We start from the raw sequence: 15,947 nt of genomic DNA, 5'->3' as shown, positions 1-15,947 counted from the left end.
CATGGCTTTGACCGAGGAACGGCGGGCGGCGCTTCAGGCGCAGCTCGATCAGGCCCGTGCGGCCGAGTTCAAGCTCGAGACCGGCAGCCTGCGGGCGAGCGTCTCCTATGAGGGCGAGCAGGTGACGTATTCGGCGGCGAACCGGGCCTCGCTGCGCAGCTTCATCCGCCGACTGGAAGCGCAGCTTGGTCTGCGCCGGAGCGCACGCGCGCGCAGCAGGGGAGTGACGTTCTGATGGAACCGACTGTTTCCAGCCAGGCACCGGTGCTGATGGGTGCAGACGGCGCGCCGCTTCCGGCTGCCGTGCGCAGTGCCGCCAGAGCGAAGATGACCCGCAACCGCATGATGGCGTCCACGGCCTATCAGGGCGCAGGCTACGACAATCCGTCTCTGGCCAAATGGCGTCCGCGCACATGGTCCGGTCATTCGGCGCTGCGCTGGGATCGCGGGCAGCTGGTCGACCGGCTGAACGACATTGCGCGCAATGACGGCTGGGCGTCTGCCGGCGTTTCGCGGCTTGTCGACAACATCATCGGTTCGGGCTGGATCCTTTCGGCCAAGCCGAACTACGCATCGCTCAACCTCACCTATGACGAGGCCGAGGAGATTGCCGACCGGATCGAGGCGCTCTGGCGCGATTTTACGCTCGATGTCGACATGTGGTGTGATGCCGAGCGCTCGAAGAACATGACCGGTATTCTGGGGCTTGCGGCGCGTCACCGGTTTGGCGCGGACGGGGAAGCCATGGCAACCCTCATCTGGCGCGAAGACGCACCGGGGTTCCAAACGGCAGTGCAGGTCGTTGATCCGGGCCGCTGCTCGAACCCGCATGGTCGGATGGACAGCGAGACCCTGCGCGATGGTGTGGAGGTCGACGAGCACGGCGCGGCCGTCGCCTATCATTTCCGAAGGGCGCATCCGGGCGATGTGTTCTCCGGCGGTGCCAAACAGTGGCAATGGGATCGTGTCGAGCGCGAAACCGAATGGGGCCGCCCCGTCGTGGTGCATGCGTTCGAGCCGTCGCGCGCAGGCATGACGCGCGGGGCTTCCAACTGGGCACCGGTGATCCGTTCCATCAAGCAGGCGACGGATTATGAGGATTTCGAGAGCCAGGCAGCGCTGCTCAATGCGGTGATGGCGGCTTTCATCGAAACGCCCTTTGATCCGGACGAGTTGATGGACTCGCTCGGCGTGGACGGCAACTCGGCCGTCGGCAACATGTATGGGGCCATCGCCGAGGCGCAGAACGCCTATTACAACGCCGCGCCGATTGATCTGCCGGGCGTCCGGGTGAACACGCTTCAGCCCGGCGAGACCGCGAAGTTCACCAGACCGGAGCACCCGAACGTCAATTTTGAGGCGTTCGTGAATGCGGCGCTACGCAAAGTCGCAAGTGCGGTCGGGCTCTCCTACGAGCAGCTCACCATGGACTGGTCAAAAGTCAATTATTCGTCGGCCCGCGCTGCTCTTCTGGAAGTCTGGAAGGGCCTGACCAGCCGGAAAAACAGCTTTGCCGCCCAGTTCATGGGCCGGATCTATCGCGCCTTTCTAGAAGAGATCTTTGACAAGGGGCTGGTCCAGCTCCCGGCGCATGCCGTGCCCTTCGAGGACAACCCCGCCGCATGGTGCCATGCCGAGTGGATCGGCCCCGGCCGTGGCTGGATCGACCCGCAGCGAGAGGCGGCAGCGGCAGGCCTTCGCATCGCCTCCAACCTCTCGACGCTTCAGCAGGAAGCGGCGGAACAGGGGCGCGACTGGAAAATGAACGCGCAGCAGAAGAAGCGTGAGCGCGATTACTATCTGAAACTCGGCCTCGACCCTGATGTCGGGCAGCCCGAGACGCGCACACAGAGCGAGACGATCACCGAAACCAAGGATCCTGACGAGGAAGTCGAGGAAGAGGTGAACGGTCCGCGCAAGACGGCGCGGCGTCATCCGCTTGGCATCCCCGCAATCCGCAGGAGGGCAGCATGAGCATGGCGGCGCACTATCCCGAAATCGCGGCGCGCATGTTCAACACGCCGCTCATGCTGCACGAGGGCAAGGGCAATGTGATCGCTCGTGCCTTCGGCCCGCGTGTGCTTGGCACGCCAGACATTGACGTTCAGGCGGCGGGCGTCAGCATGGGCATTGTCGGCGACGAGATGGGGCAGTGGCGCGAGTCTGGTGACCGCTGCTATGAGCCGCGTCGCCATGGGCGGATCGCCGTGATCGAGATCGAGGGGTCCTTGATCAACAAGGGCAAGTGGATCGGCAAGTCATCGGGCCAGACCACCTATGAAGGCATCATCACGCAGGTGAATGCCGTGATCGACGACAGTTCGGTGGAAGGCGTCATTCTGGAGATCGACAGCTTCGGCGGCGAGGTGACGGGCGCTTTCGATTGCGCCGAGCGTCTCTACGAACTGTCTCAGGCAAAGCCGACGATTGCCATCCTGACCGATCACGCATTGTCGGCGGGATACCTGCTCGCAGCGTCTGCCCGACAGATTGTTGTTCCGCAGAATGGTCAGGCCGGCTCCATCGGCGTCATCTCCATGCATGTCGACGCCAGCAAATGGCTCGCGGATCAGGGCCTCTCGGTCACGATCCTGAAGGCGGGCGCGCGCAAGGCCGACTTCAACGCCTACCAGCCGCTCCCACCGGAAGTTCTCGAAGAGGCGCTCACCGACATGGAAGCGATGCGCCGGGACTTCGCGGCAACCGTTGCGCGGTTTCGGGCCGGGCGACTGAGCTTCGACGCCGCCATGGCGACGGAAGCGAAGTGCTTTCGCGGGCAGGCAGCCGTCGAGGCAGGCCTTGCCGATGCGGTTGCGCGGCCAAGCCAGGTGCTCGCCGCTTTCGAAGAAGAGCTCGGCCGCGTGGCCGGCTGAACCCAGCGACAAAGGAGACACTTATGTCGAATCTCACTGCAAGCGTTCTCGCCGCCGTGCGGGGACGCAACAGGGCTTCGCGCCTTGAGAACGAGCCCGCCGAGGATCTCGAAGACGAGACCACGGGAACCGAGACCGGCGCTGAGGGCGACGAGGAAGAGGTGCCGGCGGCAGAGACCGATGAAGACGACACCGATGCCGAGGCCGATGAGCGTCCCGAAGACACCGAAGAGGATGAGCCGAAGCCACAGGCCTCTTCCGAGCGTGTGCGCCGCGCGGAGCAGGGGCGCATTCACGCGATCCTGACCCATCCCAGGGCCGATGCGAACCCGGGTCTCGCATCCGAACTCGCCTTTGGTAAGCGCTTCTATTCCGCAAAGGACGCGTCCGCGCTGCTCGAACAATCCAGTGGCGGAACCGGGAAGCTCGCAGGACGCATGGCCGGCCGCAGCCCGAAGATCGGCAGCGGCGTGTCGGCCAGTCCGGCCAGTGCGCGCCAGTCCTTCATCGCCAATGTGAAGCACACCATTCAGGCCATGCACGGGCGCAAGCCGGACAACGCCTGATCAGCGCCCGGCCAAGGCCGGGCCATTCCTGAACCCGGCCCCGCTGGGGCCAGAACCCGAGGAAGACAGTCATGAACACTGCAACCTTTGCGCCCAATGACCTGCTTGTCTCCGACATTCCGGTGGTCACGCGCAACATCACCCTGACCGGCGGTGCCTATGAGCGCGGCACGGTGCTGGGCCGCATCACGGCGACCGACAAGTATACGATCTCCGCAACCGGAGCGGCCGACGGTTCGGAAGTGCCGGCACTTGTGCTCGCCTTCGATGCCGATGCTTCGGGCGGCGATGTCGTTGTCGCCGCCTATGCCTCTGCCGGCCTTGACGCCAGCAAACTCACCTTCGGCGCCGGCCACGATGCCGACAGTGTCGAAGCGGCGTTCCGGGCCGCAGACGCTTCGCTCTTCGTGCGCAAGCTCGCCTGATCTCATCCACTCATCTGTCTGACGGTTGCGACCGGGCGGACACAGGGCTCGAACCAGAAAGGTCACCCCCATGAGCAGCATTCTTCTCAACACTGCGGAACTGGTCGCCGTTCTTCCGCCGCGCGACCGTCCCGAAGCATTCCTGCGCAGCACCATGTTCAGCACCGTGGTGCTCTCCGATCTGGAGGAAATCGTTTTTGACAAGATCCTTCCGGATCGTGAGCTGGCACCCTTCGTGCACCCCGATGTGCCGGGCAAGGATTCGGCCAATCGCGGCTTCAAGGCCACCAGCTTCACGCCGGCCTATGTGAAGCCGCAGAACACGCTGCGTCCGCGCCAGAACATGATCCGCATCCCGGGCGAACGGATTGCCGGCGATATGACGCCCGAGCAGCGTTACGCCTACAACCTCGCCATGCTGATCGATGATCAGGATCTGCGCATCACGCGCCGCGAAGAGGCGATGTGCAGTCAGGCGCTGCGCAATGGTGCCGTGATTGTCGAGGGCGAGGATTACCCCACCCAGACGGTCGACTTCGGGCGTGATCCTGCATTGAGCATTGCGCTTGCCGCTGCCGCCCGCTGGGGTGAGCCCGGTGTCGATCCCTATGACGACATCGAGGCATGGGTGCAGCTTCTGGCCGATACGGACGGGTTTACCGCGCGCACCGTTCTGCTCGGACCGGGCGCGGCTGGTCTTCTGAAGAAGTCCGAGCGCTTCCTCGCTGCCCTCGACAATCGCCGGCAGGATGGCGGCAAGTTCCAGCTCGGCCCGGTCTCGACCGGTGCGGAGGGCGTCTACCACACCGTTCTCGGCACGATTGGCCAGCTCACCTTCGTTCAGTATTCGCAGCCCTACACCGTGGGCGGCGTGAAGAACAATTTCTGGCCGGGCTACGGCGTCGGCATCTTCGATCCGTTCGGCTTCAACGGCCATTTCGCCTATGGCGCGATCCTCGACAATGAGGCGCTCCTGGCAATGGAGCGTTTCCCCGACATGTGGCCGGAGAAGAACCCGAGCCGCACCGTGGTGCAGACGCAGGCAGCGCCGCTGCCGATCATGCCTGAACCGAACGCATCCCTGTTCGCGCTGGTGCGCTGATCCGCGTGCCGCCTTCAACCCTTCGCCGCCGCACATTTGGTGCGGCGGCGGAGGGCTGCGGGAGGTCCGCAACAGAGCCAAGGAGAATCCACATGTCGAAATCCCATCGCTTCAACACCACGGTCAGCCTCGGTGCAAAGACCTTTCCGCCCGGTGCGGATGTGCCGCTTGGCGGCAAGAATGGCCTTTCTTCCGAGGAGGTCGCCAAACTGGAAAAGGAGTTTGGCGTCTGGAAGGGTAGCGAGAACGCCGCGAGGCCGGACGGGGAGGCGGCGACCGCGATTGCCGCCCTTGAAAAGGAGGCCAAGGCGCTCTCCGACAGGGTCGCGGAGCTTGAGCAGAAGCTTGCCGAGGTCTCGGCCGAGCGGGACACCCTGGCCGAAGACAACCAGTTGCTCGCCGAACGGCTGAAGGAACTGGAAGCGCCGGCCGCCGACGGAGGCGAGAATGGCAAAGAAGGCTGAGACCGTCACCGGTCGCTGGCCCGTCGCCGTGCGTGACCACGAAGGAACGCGTGTCGCGCCCGGTGAACCGGCCACGGTTCTCAAGGCGCGGGCCGATGAGTTCGACGCGCGCTTTGGCCGCCTGCCTGATCCGGCGCAGCCGGTTGCCAGGCGCGCGGCAGAGCCCAGCCCGGAGTAGGTCATGACGATCCCTGCGCATCCCGTCTTTGCCGAAATGCCGGACGCGTTTCTGGACGCGTTCGGCGAGACCGGCGAGCTGACCATCGGGGGCGTTCCCCTGCCACAGCCGGTACGCGCCATTGTTCGCGGTCCGTTCGGCGGTGTCGTCGATGGCGGCGGGTATGGTGAGCCGGGTGTCAACGGCATGTCGCCCAGAGCCTCGTTCGCCGAGGCAGACGTTCCGGGGCTGTCCGATGGTGACCGGTTCACCTTCATGGGCGTCACATGGATCATCCATGAGCCTTTGCCGGACGGGCGCGGCATGGTGCGCTGCGAGCTGGAGCGCGTCTGATGCCGCATCCGCGAAAGCTCATCCGTGACAGCGTGCTGTCGATCCTGGCAGGTGCTTCGCCAGCCGGATGGACGGTGCGCAAGGCGGACGGACGCCCGCTTCCCGATATCACGCTTTGCCCCTGCATCACGCCTGCAATCCCCAGTGAGCCGGTTCAACGCGGTGCGCAGCGCAAGCGCCGGGAGCCGCAGCTAACCGTCACTGCCTACATCGCCGCAGGAACGGGCGGGGACGATCTCTGCGACGATGCGTCCGTCTGGATTGAGGCGGCGCTCGACGCCGATCCGTCGCTTGGCGGTGTCTGCCAGGACTGCACGCATATCGAAACCACCATCACACCGGTCCCCGGCGGGGAGCAGACGGTGTGGGAACTTTCGCTCACCTACAATCTGCGGGTCTCCTGATCCCGCCCTTGCCAAGGAGCAATTGCCATGTCGACACAGCTCGGCCGCCTTCTCATCATCCGGCGCCCCACCGGGCAGCCTGCGCCGGATGACTGGGAGAATGTCTGCGGCATCAACACCACGAACTTCCGCATGCTCAACGACATCATCGAGTCCAAGCGGGCAAACTGCGCCGATCGTTCACAGCCGCCGATCCGGGTTCGCAAATATGGCGGCAAGGATGTGAACTTCTCCGGTTCCGGCATCTTTGACGATGATGCGTCCGGCAAGCTTCTGGCCGATGCCGCCGTCAACCAGACGGTGCTTGCAGGGTATGGCGTGTTCGTGCCCGGCTATGGCGATTTCGTGGGCGACTGGCTGGTCTCGAACTTCGAGTTCTCCGGCGACCTCGACAATGACATGAACTTCTCGACCGAGGTTCAGGCCTCCGGCGAGATCGTCTACACGGCGCTCTGATGGCGGCGCAGAATGCATGGCGGGGCGAGCGGGAACTCGCCCTGCCGGGCGCTGCCCCGGTCAATCTGGCGGCGTCGCTCGATCACATCGCCCGCCTGATGGCCGAGACGAAGTCCGATACGCTGGAAGGCCTGCAGGATGCATTGCAGGCGCGCAAGCCCGAGATGCTGCGCGCGGCACTCGCCATTCTGATCGGTGAGGAACAGGCGGCAACGCTCTGGCCGCATGTCAACGGTGCGGTCGGCCTCACGCGCGTCTATGCGGCGATCTCGGGGGCCGTGTCCGGGCTGACGCCGGAAGAGGAAGACGAAGCAAAAAAAGCCCAAGCCGAAAGCGAAAGGGACCTGCAGGCGATGGCGCTCGGCCTGCTGGCGCGCGCAATCGGCCAATCGAGCGCCTCCCATTCGGAGAGTGGATGAAGTTCGCCGGCGGCGTCCTGCACTGGACGGAGGCGGAGTTCTGGCAGACCGGCTTCGCGTTCTTCCGGGCTGCCTGGGAAGGCTGGGCCATCTCCAGCGGCGTGAAGAAGAACGTGACGCAGCCACCAACACGTGAAGCTTATGAGGCCGCCAAGGAAGCCCTGGCGGCCCGTGATCGCAGACGCCTGAACCAGGGGGACGGCATTGTCCAGAGATGATCTGAGATACAGGATCGGGGGCGATACATCGGGTATCGACTCTGCCTGGGCAAAGATCAGGCGGGATGCGCAGTCCACCGGGGCGGGCATCAACAACGCCATGGGCCGCGCCCGCACGGGCGTGGAAACCGTCATGGCCCCACTGCGCGCCATGCCGGCGCTCTTTGCAGCGGTCGGCGCCACGGCTGTCGTTGCCAAAATCAGGCAGACGGCCGAAGCGGTAGCGGATATCGGCAGGCAGGCAAAGCAGGCCGGCATCGATGTCGAGTCGTTTCAGGAGCTTAAGTTCGTTGCCGAGCAGAACCGCATCGGCGTGGATATCCTGACCGATGGCATCAAGGAACTGAACCTGCGCGCAGACGAGTTCATCGCCACGGGCGGCGGCTCGGCGTCGGAGGCTTTCGGGCGGCTGGGCTTCTCGTCCGAGGAGCTGTCGCGCAAGCTCAAGAACCCGTCCGCACTCCTGACCGAGATCATCGGCAAGCTCGAACAGTTCGATCAGGCGGCGCGGATCCGCATCGCAGATGAACTGTTCGGCGGCTCGGCGGGCGAGCGGTTCGTCGAGCTCATCGATGAGGGCGAAGAGGGCATACGCGAACAGATCGCAGCGGCGCGTGATCTCGGCGTGGTCATGGATGCGGAGATGATCCGCAAGGCTGAGGAGGTTGACCGCAAGTTCAACGTCATCACCTCGACCATTGGCACGTCGATGAAGCGCGCCATCATCGATGCGACCAGCGCATGGTTCACGTTCCTCGACAGCTACAACGCGTTTGAGCAGCAGCAGAGCGACACGCTTTCAATCGGCGCGCGCGAGGATGATCAGCGTCGCCTCGAGCTCGAAAACGAAATTCTGGACCTCAAGCGCCAGCAGGATGAACTGACGGGGGCAACCGCTCAGCTGGAGCGTCGCCAGCTTCAGACGATCATTGCGGATCGGGAGGAGGAAATTGCGCGTCTGACCGAGCGCAATGAGAAGCGGGAGCGCATTCTCAGCGAGCGGTCAGGCAGTCGCCCGTCGCCGACGGCGGGAAAGACCATCGACACCTCCGTCGACTATATCCGCCAGTTCCGCGACGAACTTGCGCTCTCGAACCGCGAGCGCTCCATTGCGGCCGAGACGCAGCGCATTCTGAACGATGCTTCTTCGCAGGGTGCAACGCTCACCGAAGCGCAGGCGCGCGAACTGGCCGAACTGACCATCATGCGACGGGAGTCGGAGCGCTCTTCCTCCAGCGCTTCGAAGGCAAGCGACAAGGAAGCCGAGGCGATCAGTCGAGTGATCTCCGAACTGGAGCACGAGCTTTCGCTGATGGGCAAGAGCGATGTCCAGAAGCGGATCTCGAACGAGCTGCGCAATGCCGGTGCGGATGCAGCATCCCGCGAGGGCGAGCGCATCAGCGCGCTGGTGACGGCAATCGAAGCGCAGCGGGCTGCCGAGGAGCAGCTGAAGGCCGCGCAGGAAGCCCGCACCCAGTCCATCGAATATCTGTTTCAGGCGGGCGAAGACGCCTTCCTTGCCATGATCGACAATTCCGGCCGGGCCGAGGACGCGGTCAAACGCCTCGCCATCCAGCTTGCCTTCGCCGCTGCCCAGGCCGCTCTTCTGGGGACCGGTCCGCTTGCCGGCCTGTTCGGCGGTGGTGGCTTCTTTGGAGGTGGCGGCGTCGATCCATGGTCTGGCTTGCGGAGTGTCACGGGCTTCGACACGGGCGGCTGGACGGGAGATGGCGACCCGAAGAAGGTTGCCGGCCTGGTCCATAACGAGGAATTCGTCGTTCGGTCGGGGCCTGCCGGGCAGTATCGCCCGATGCTTGAGGCCATGAATGCGGGTCGCAACATTGGTATGTTCTCAATGCCTGAGCGCATGGCGTCGACAGGGCAGGGCCGTGATGGCGTTGTGACGCTCCGGGTGATCGGAGAGGAGGGGCCGATGTTCCGGCCCACCATCCGCGCCGAGAGCGAGAACGTGGCGGTGCAGGTCAGCGAGGAATCGATTGGCCGGTTCAATGCCGGTCTCCCCGACCGGGTTCAGGAAATCAGCAATGATCCGAGGGCTAGAGGCTGATGGCGCTCACCTTTCCATTGTCGCTTGCCGCGTTCCAGGACGCGATCAATGTGGCGACGGCACCGTTTCGTCTGCAGCGCTTCGAAGAGATGTCGGGGCTCGGCAGCGGCCAGTTCCTGACCGATGAGCTGGCCCCGCCGCTGTGGTCTGCAAGCGTGCGCCTGAATGCGGCCTTCCATGATGACGGCCTGGAGATCCAGGCGCTGCTCGATACGCTCGACGGCTCGCTGCATTCCTTCCTGTTCTACGATCCGCGTACCGCGTTTCCGAGGCTCGACCCGAACGGCGCGCTGCTCGCCGGCGCCGCTCCGGTCGTTCTATCGATTGAGGCGGACAACAAGTCGATGCGGCTCGGCGGACTGCCGGCGGGGTATCAGCTCTCGCGCGGCGACATGCTGGCATTCGAATATGGGGCGAACCCCGCGCGGCGTACCCTGCACCGGCTCTCGGAGCCGGTGGTGGCCGACGCGCAGGGAGAGACTGCGCCATTTGAGGTGAGGCCGCATTTCGGGCCGGGTGCAGCCGCCGGGGGCGCGGTCGAGCTCATCAAACCGGCCGCCTTCATGCGCATCGTTCCCGATAGCCTGTCGGTCAGCGAGGCCGATGACTTCGGCACTGTGGCGATCAGCTTCTCGGTGCTGCAGCGCCTTCACCCCTGACTTCCGGAGAGCTTCATGGTGCGCGCTATCGATGCCGCAACCGCTGCCCATTTGCAGGAGCGGAACGGCACAATCCACCGCGATCTGGTCTGGATCACCGCCAAGAACCGGGCGACTGGAGCGCCCGAGAGCATTGGACTGTGGACCGGTCAGGATCATGCGGATATCGCGGTTGTTTCAGGGGAAACCGGCGCGACCGTAACCCGGACCTATTACGGGCTGGGCGGTCTTCTGAATGTGCCGCCGATCCCGCTTGTCTCGGACCTGACGGTGCGCAAGATCTCCATCGGGTTCAGCCAGCTTGATCCCGCAATCGAGCAGGCCGTGCGGGGCTTCGATCCGAGGAACGGGCCGGTGGAGATCCATCGGCTCTATCTCGACCGAGAGACGCGGCTGCCGATTGCGCCGGCCGTGTCGCGCTTCCTCGGCTTCATCAATGCCACGCCGATCACCACGCCGAAGGCGGGCGCGGAAGGCAGCATCAGGCTCGATCTGGTGTCGCACACGCGCACGCTGACCAAGAAGACGCCCTCGCGGAAATCCGACGAGTATCAGCGGCGGCGGTTCGGTGATCGCTTTTACAGATACACGGATGTTGCCGGACAGTGGGAAGTCGCATGGGGCGAGGAATCGGGGCCGATAGGATGAAGCGACGCTCGTTCTGGCGGCCATCGCTTGCCGACTATTTCAGCCAGGTGCAGGGCCGACCTTTTGCATGGGGTTCGTTCGACTGCGCGCTGTTTGCCGCCGGCGCGGTTGAGGCCATGACGGGTGTCGACTTCGCGAAGGGCTATCGTGGGGCGTACACCACGCTTGCCGGCGGACTGCGCCTGCTCCGGGCTGAAGGCTTCGAAACCCATGCGGATTTCGCGGCCGCGCATCTTGTCGAGATCCACCCCTCGCAGGCGCAGGTCGGCGACATCGCGGCCATCGCCGTTTCCGATGCCGGGCTGTTCGCGCTCGGTGTCGTGCAGGGCGCGCGCGTCGTCTTCCTGCGCCCGGAAGGCGGGCTCGGAACCACAGACCTTCTTCAGGCCGAACGGGCCTTTCGGGTTTAGACCATGCTTCATCTGATCTTCTGGACTGCCTGGATCATCCTGGCGTCGACGGCGCACGCCCATGCTGCGCCGCTCGCGGGGCTTGTCGGCCTGCTGACATCGACGACCATCGGCAAGCTGATCCTGTCTGTGGCGCTCAAGGTCGGCATGTCGCTTCTGCAGCGCCTGTTGATGAAGGACGAGGAGCCCACACAGCCGGGGATCAAGACGCGGGTCGGGGTCGGTGGCGAGAAGTCGATGTCGTTCATCGTCGGCACCTACGCGACGGCGGGGCATCTGGTCTACGCGAACACATGGGGCAAGGTCCGAAAGACCCCGAACGCCGCGCTTGCGCAGGTCATCAGCATTTCTGATCTGCCGGTCTCTGCGATCTCCGATGAAGTCTGGATGCGCGGCCGCAAGATCAACCGCGATCCGGGCGTTGGAGACCAGCCCGGATCCTTCGCGTGGTTCGGTGAGGGGAGCTATCCGTTCAGCGAATTCACCCATGGTGACTACGCCGGGATCTACTGGCTCTTCGCAAAGTATATCGACGGTGGCGCCACCACTGCGGATTCGCAACTGCTTACGATCTTCGGAGGGGCCGGTACCCGCGCATGGGATGCCGGCATGGTCGGGCGCGGTGTCGCCCATGTGATCCTCACGGCCGAGTTCAACCGTGACCTGTTTCGGGATGTGCCCGAAGCGATCTGGCAGGTGTCCGGTCTGCCGCTTTACGATCCGCGCCGCGATGCTGCCGTGGGTGGCTCGGGCACCCATGTCTGGGGCGATCCGGACACTTATGAGTTCACCGACAATCCGGCGGTGATCATCTACAACATTCTGCGCGGCATCTTCTTTGAAGGTGAGCTGGTCTTCGGCGGAACGATCCCGGCAAGCCGGCTGCCGCTTTCGTCATGGTTTGCCGCCATGAACGAGTGCGACATGCTGGTGGATGGCGACCGGCAGTTCCGCTGCGGCTATGAGATCAAGCCGTTCGAGCAGTCGCCGCTCGCCGTCATCGAGGAGCTGCTCAAATCCTGCAATGGACGCATGGCCGAGATTGGCGGCGTCTACAAGATCCATGTCGGTGCGCCCGCACTTCCGTCCTACTTCTTTAGCGACGACAGCATCGCCATCACGCAGGATCAGTCATTCGATCCGTTCCCGGGGCTTGAGCAGACCTACAATGGTGTGAGCGCCACTTATCCCGAGCCGCAGGCGGCATGGGCGATGAAGGATGCGCCGCGGCGGATCTCGCAGGCGTTTGTCGATGAGGATGACGGTCGTGAACTGATTGCGGCCATCGAGTTCAACGCGGTGCCGTTCCCGATCCAGGTGCAGCGTCTGCAGAAATCCCTGATGGAGGACAACCGGCGTTTCAGGCGCCATCGCCACACGCTGCCGCCGGAGGCGTGGCTCCTCGAACCGCTCGACACGGTGTCTTGGACAAGCGCGCGCAATGGCTATGCGAACAAGCTGTTTCTGATCTCGTCGATGGACGATCTGGAAAACTCCAATCAGGCCGTGTCGATACAGGAGGTGGATCCGGGCGATTACGTCTGGACGCCGGCAACGGACGAGCTGCCCTATTCGGTCGGGCCGATGGGGCCAATCGAGCCGCAGCCGCAGGTCATGTATGACTGGACGGCTGCGCCCGCGACCGTGCCGGACAATGACGGGCAGCCGCGCCGCCCGGCCATCCTGCTTGGCTGGCATGGCGACATACAGGATACGCAGGGCGTCGAGTTCGAGGTGCGGCTCGCCACCACGGCCGAGATCGTCTATCGCGGTCGCACCGATCAGGTTCTGGTCGGGCAGCTGTTGATCTCGCAGGGGCTGCTGCCCGCCATGGACTACCAGGTGCGCGGCCGTTACCTGCCATACTCCAACCGTCCGAGCCTCTGGTCGGGCTGGTTGGCTGTCCGCACACCTGATGTGAAGTTCGACGTTTATCTCGACATCGATCTCGACGGGCTCAACGAAGCCATCGGCGAGCGCACCGAGTTCGTCGAGTTCAACACGCGCGAGACCATTGAGCGCGCCCTCGATAACGCCACCTCCGACATGGCTGATTTCGACCAGCAATATGGTCAGATCCAGCGACTGCGGCGCGAGGCGGCGGTAACAGCCGGCAATCTGAGGGCCTCCTATCAGGAAGCCATTCTGGTTGCCGTGGGGCCGGGGTCTGCCATAGCGCAGCGCATCGAGGTGCTGGAAGTCACCATTGATGAGGACATCGCACAGGCGGTCGATCTGCTCACAACGGAAATTGAACTGGTCGAGGGGCAGGTTACCGCCATCTCCGACGCTATTACTCAGGTGAGCGCTCAGGTTGACGACGTGTCGGCAAACGGCACGTTTCGTGTTCAGGCGGGCGCGTCACCGGGCGGTGGCTGGGCGCGGGCCGTCCTGCAGGTGAGCGCCGACGATGGTGTGACCTTCGAGCAGGCGTCGATCTTCCTCGATGCCCGCACCAGCGGCTCGCCGCGCAGCCGCGTGGTTCTCGATGCGGAGAGCCTTTATTTCGGGGATCTGAGCAGCGGCAGTGTGCTGAACCCGCTGATCTATTCTGCCGGCGAGTGGCGTATGAACGTGGCGAACATCGGCACGGTCAATGCGGGTCTGGTGCAGGGCAATGACGGCAAGATGCGCATTGAACTGGACAACAGTCGCATATTGGTCGCCGACTGATGACGGATCGCGTTCTCATCGGCGCGCATGATGGCACGCATGTGTTTCGTGCTTCGCGCCCCGGCTTCGATGTGAAGAACACCGCCCTGTCACCGGAGCGGCTAGCCTTTGACAGCCGCTGGCCGGAGATCGGGAACATCCTGATGCGCGGCAGTTTTCAGTCCGGCGCGACGATAGCTCAGACGATCTATTTCGGGACGACATTCGCTCAACCGCCTCTGGTCATTCTGCATATGTCGGGGCCGAACCACGATCTTACGCAGTGGTTCCTGATTGATGTCGCCTGCTACTACGATTTCAACGTCATGCTCTATGTCTGGAAGGATCGGTTTCAGGTCGTAAAGGACGACGACAGTTACGTTGGCCCTTCGCCAAGAACGTTCCGTTACACAGTCATGAAGAACTTCTATGGTTGATCGGGTGATCCTCGGAAAGCGAGGCGCGCAGAGCGGCCTGTTCATCTCGAAGCCGGGCTTCGACGTGAATGTCGCCTCTGACGAGCAGCTTCTTTTCAGAACGACGCCGGGCTTCGAAACCCTGCAGGTGGTGCAGACGGCGCGCGTCTATCTGACGACCGGTAACCCGGTGACGATCACGGTCCCCAATCTTGGATACTACCCGAAGGTGATCATCCAGTCCGACTGGGGCGCAAATGCCATCGTGTCGGTCGGCTCAAGCTCACACATATTTCACTGGGTCGACTATCTGTCCCTGACCAGCATTCGGTTGAACGTCGAAAAGAACAACATCTCCGACACGAACTATTCGCTTTACGTTGTCCTGCGGGAGGATATCGCCAGTGCCTGACAGGGTGTTGCTGGACGCGTCGGGCGTGCGCGTCTCAAAGCTGGGCTACGACGTGAAGACCGCGACCGAAGGGCAGTTGCTGTTCAACTCGCGCTGGAGCGCGATGAAGCGCCTGCTGTTCGGTCAGTTCGATATTGCGGTTCCAGGGGCAGGAGATTTCCCCGCCAACCATACGGTGTTGTACGGGAAAAGCTTCACCTACCGGCCGCTCGTGTTCTCTATCGTTCATGGCTTCAACAACTCGGTTGGCCTTTCTGGCGGGATTCCGCGCCACCATATCGGGACGGCTGCTTATTTCGCTTTCTACAATCCAAGCCCGCCCATTCGATATGTCGTGAACGTCAGGAACGACCGGTTCACGGTCGAGATCAATTCAAGCTTCTCTGAGAACGGCGTCTGGACACGGGCGCGGGTCTACTACGCAATCTGGGATCACGGGTTAGGCTGATGATTGTCGAATATGATCAGGCAGGGCGGATTTTTCACGTGATCAGTGATCCTGTTCCTGAAGGGCTGGCAGAGCTGATGCGAGAGAACGGACAGACCTTTCTCGATCTGCCGCCGACGCCACAGCCAGAGGTGCAGAAGCGGGACCCCGATACGGGGCATCTGCTTTTTGATCACGACGGCGAACCCGTTCTGGAATCGCCTGGCCTCTGCTTTGCTGAATGCGACCTCTCGACGGACCATGTGGTCGACGGGGAGATCGTGCGCCGGCCTTCCAGCGGCTGTGGAGTGAGCGCGACCGGCCGTGTGGTCACCCTGACAGGTCTGCCTGAAGGATCTGCGCTGTCCATTCTTCTCGATCCAGAAGACATGAGCAGCATGGCGCGTGTGGAGGCGGCAGGCGAGTTTTCTTTCGAGGTTGATGAACCCGGTCCCGTCCGCATCTGCGTCACCCCGCCCTGGCCGCTTCTGGAGGAGGTGTTCAATGTTGAAACTGAGTAGGTCGAAGCTCCACCGGGAGAAGGCTCTGGATCTTATCGACAGGCATTACGCTGCGCGCATTGATGCCGTTCTCGGCCCCATGGCGGCGCTGTACATGCTGAAGCGCATCGTGCCGGCAGGTGAGTTGGTCGCGGATCGGGAAGCCATCCTTGAACGCGCGAAGGAACAGGATGCAGAGCTGGCGGCAATTGATCGTGAGCGCCGCGACCTGAAGGCCGCGGTACGGGCTGCCGCTTCGAGCAACGACATCAAGGCGCTGATCGCGCACCTCTGAAACCACCAACACAATCGGACAA

The 15,947-nt window shown here is 63.4% G+C and carries 23 protein-coding genes; all 23 read left to right on the top strand.

From position 1 onward, the window contains the following. Position 1: 1 nt before the first annotated feature. The 23 genes from gpW (at position 2) to ACRTG1_RS19680 (ending at position 15,925) form a co-directional block, all read left to right on the top strand. Complete coding sequence (gene gpW / locus ACRTG1_RS19790) at positions 2-235, top strand: gpW family head-tail joining protein (RefSeq protein ID WP_113154773.1); 234 nt, start codon at positions 2-4, stop codon at positions 233-235. Then, positions 235-1,974: a phage portal protein gene (locus tag ACRTG1_RS19785; RefSeq protein ID WP_432516920.1), complete on the top strand. Its 1,740-nt coding sequence runs from the start codon at positions 235-237 to the stop codon at positions 1,972-1,974. Before gpW ends, ACRTG1_RS19785 begins: the two co-directional genes overlap by 1 nt. Further along, positions 1,971-2,873 (top strand): S49 family peptidase, encoded by a 903-nt coding sequence (locus ACRTG1_RS19780; protein WP_432516918.1) that lies wholly within the window; start codon positions 1,971-1,973, stop codon positions 2,871-2,873. The genes ACRTG1_RS19785 and ACRTG1_RS19780 overlap by 4 nt, the downstream gene beginning before the upstream one ends. 23 nt (positions 2,874-2,896) lie before the next feature. Beyond that, the gene (locus ACRTG1_RS19775; RefSeq protein ID WP_432516916.1) at positions 2,897-3,439 is read left to right on the top strand and encodes a hypothetical protein; all 543 of its coding nucleotides are present in this window, start codon (positions 2,897-2,899) and stop codon (positions 3,437-3,439) included. Positions 3,440-3,510: 71 nt separating this feature from the next. Beyond that, on the top strand, positions 3,511-3,864 hold the full coding sequence (locus ACRTG1_RS19770) for a head decoration protein (RefSeq protein ID WP_432516914.1): 354 nt from the start codon (positions 3,511-3,513) through the stop codon (positions 3,862-3,864). Between the two features lie 70 nt (positions 3,865-3,934). Next, positions 3,935-4,966 (top strand): major capsid protein, encoded by a 1,032-nt coding sequence (locus ACRTG1_RS19765; protein ID WP_432516913.1) that lies wholly within the window; start codon positions 3,935-3,937, stop codon positions 4,964-4,966. Between the two features lie 92 nt (positions 4,967-5,058). After that, the gene (locus ACRTG1_RS19760; protein WP_432516911.1) at positions 5,059-5,430 is read left to right on the top strand and encodes a hypothetical protein; all 372 of its coding nucleotides are present in this window, start codon (positions 5,059-5,061) and stop codon (positions 5,428-5,430) included. Continuing rightward, a complete protein-coding gene (locus ACRTG1_RS19755; RefSeq protein ID WP_432516910.1) occupies positions 5,414-5,608 on the top strand; it encodes a hypothetical protein in 195 nt (64 codons plus the stop codon). The genes ACRTG1_RS19760 and ACRTG1_RS19755 overlap by 17 nt, the downstream gene beginning before the upstream one ends. A gap of 3 nt (positions 5,609-5,611) precedes the next feature. Further along, the gene (locus ACRTG1_RS19750; RefSeq protein ID WP_432516908.1) at positions 5,612-5,941 is read left to right on the top strand and encodes a head-tail joining protein; all 330 of its coding nucleotides are present in this window, start codon (positions 5,612-5,614) and stop codon (positions 5,939-5,941) included. Further along, the gene (locus tag ACRTG1_RS19745; protein ID WP_432516907.1) at positions 5,941-6,345 is read left to right on the top strand and encodes a hypothetical protein; all 405 of its coding nucleotides are present in this window, start codon (positions 5,941-5,943) and stop codon (positions 6,343-6,345) included. The genes ACRTG1_RS19750 and ACRTG1_RS19745 overlap by 1 nt, the downstream gene beginning before the upstream one ends. Positions 6,346-6,372: 27 nt before the next feature. Then, a complete protein-coding gene (locus tag ACRTG1_RS19740) occupies positions 6,373-6,801 on the top strand; it encodes a phage tail tube protein (RefSeq protein ID WP_432516905.1) in 429 nt (142 codons plus the stop codon). Next, positions 6,801-7,220: a hypothetical protein gene (locus tag ACRTG1_RS19735; RefSeq protein WP_432516903.1), complete on the top strand. Its 420-nt coding sequence runs from the start codon at positions 6,801-6,803 to the stop codon at positions 7,218-7,220. The genes ACRTG1_RS19740 and ACRTG1_RS19735 overlap by 1 nt, the downstream gene beginning before the upstream one ends. Beyond that, entirely contained in the window at positions 7,217-7,438 is a 222-nt protein-coding gene (locus ACRTG1_RS19730; RefSeq protein ID WP_113154784.1) for a hypothetical protein, read from the top strand. Before ACRTG1_RS19735 ends, ACRTG1_RS19730 begins: the two co-directional genes overlap by 4 nt. Then, a complete protein-coding gene (locus tag ACRTG1_RS19725) occupies positions 7,425-9,506 on the top strand; it encodes a tail tape measure protein (protein WP_432516901.1) in 2,082 nt (693 codons plus the stop codon). The genes ACRTG1_RS19730 and ACRTG1_RS19725 overlap by 14 nt, the downstream gene beginning before the upstream one ends. After that, the gene (locus tag ACRTG1_RS19720; protein WP_432516900.1) at positions 9,506-10,165 is read left to right on the top strand and encodes a hypothetical protein; all 660 of its coding nucleotides are present in this window, start codon (positions 9,506-9,508) and stop codon (positions 10,163-10,165) included. The genes ACRTG1_RS19725 and ACRTG1_RS19720 overlap by 1 nt, the downstream gene beginning before the upstream one ends. Before the next feature lie 15 nt (positions 10,166-10,180). After that, positions 10,181-10,813: a hypothetical protein gene (locus ACRTG1_RS19715; protein ID WP_432516899.1), complete on the top strand. Its 633-nt coding sequence runs from the start codon at positions 10,181-10,183 to the stop codon at positions 10,811-10,813. After that, on the top strand, positions 10,810-11,223 hold the full coding sequence (locus ACRTG1_RS19710) for a DUF6950 family protein (protein WP_432516898.1): 414 nt from the start codon (positions 10,810-10,812) through the stop codon (positions 11,221-11,223). Before ACRTG1_RS19715 ends, ACRTG1_RS19710 begins: the two co-directional genes overlap by 4 nt. A 3-nt stretch (positions 11,224-11,226) precedes the next feature. After that, positions 11,227-13,896 carry a phage tail protein gene (locus ACRTG1_RS19705; protein ID WP_432516896.1) on the top strand — a complete coding sequence of 890 codons (2,670 nt, stop codon included), beginning with the start codon at positions 11,227-11,229 and terminating at the stop codon, positions 13,894-13,896. Then, positions 13,896-14,312 (top strand): hypothetical protein, encoded by a 417-nt coding sequence (locus ACRTG1_RS19700; RefSeq protein ID WP_317560970.1) that lies wholly within the window; start codon positions 13,896-13,898, stop codon positions 14,310-14,312. The genes ACRTG1_RS19705 and ACRTG1_RS19700 overlap by 1 nt, the downstream gene beginning before the upstream one ends. Beyond that, positions 14,305-14,703, top strand: coding sequence for a hypothetical protein (locus ACRTG1_RS19695; protein WP_432516895.1), 399 nt, complete (start codon positions 14,305-14,307; stop codon positions 14,701-14,703). Before ACRTG1_RS19700 ends, ACRTG1_RS19695 begins: the two co-directional genes overlap by 8 nt. Then, positions 14,696-15,151 (top strand): hypothetical protein, encoded by a 456-nt coding sequence (locus tag ACRTG1_RS19690; protein WP_432516894.1) that lies wholly within the window; start codon positions 14,696-14,698, stop codon positions 15,149-15,151. Before ACRTG1_RS19695 ends, ACRTG1_RS19690 begins: the two co-directional genes overlap by 8 nt. Continuing rightward, positions 15,151-15,651: a hypothetical protein gene (locus tag ACRTG1_RS19685; protein WP_432516893.1), complete on the top strand. Its 501-nt coding sequence runs from the start codon at positions 15,151-15,153 to the stop codon at positions 15,649-15,651. The genes ACRTG1_RS19690 and ACRTG1_RS19685 overlap by 1 nt, the downstream gene beginning before the upstream one ends. Beyond that, complete coding sequence (locus ACRTG1_RS19680) at positions 15,635-15,925, top strand: hypothetical protein (protein ID WP_432516892.1); 291 nt, start codon at positions 15,635-15,637, stop codon at positions 15,923-15,925. The genes ACRTG1_RS19685 and ACRTG1_RS19680 overlap by 17 nt, the downstream gene beginning before the upstream one ends. Positions 15,926-15,947: the final 22 nt, after the last annotated feature.

It is taken from the genome of Nitratireductor sp. PBL-C9, assembly GCF_050877045.1.
Lineage (GTDB): Bacteria > Pseudomonadota > Alphaproteobacteria > Rhizobiales > Rhizobiaceae > Nitratireductor > Nitratireductor aquimarinus.
This window is presented reverse-complemented; position numbering and strand designations above follow the sequence as displayed.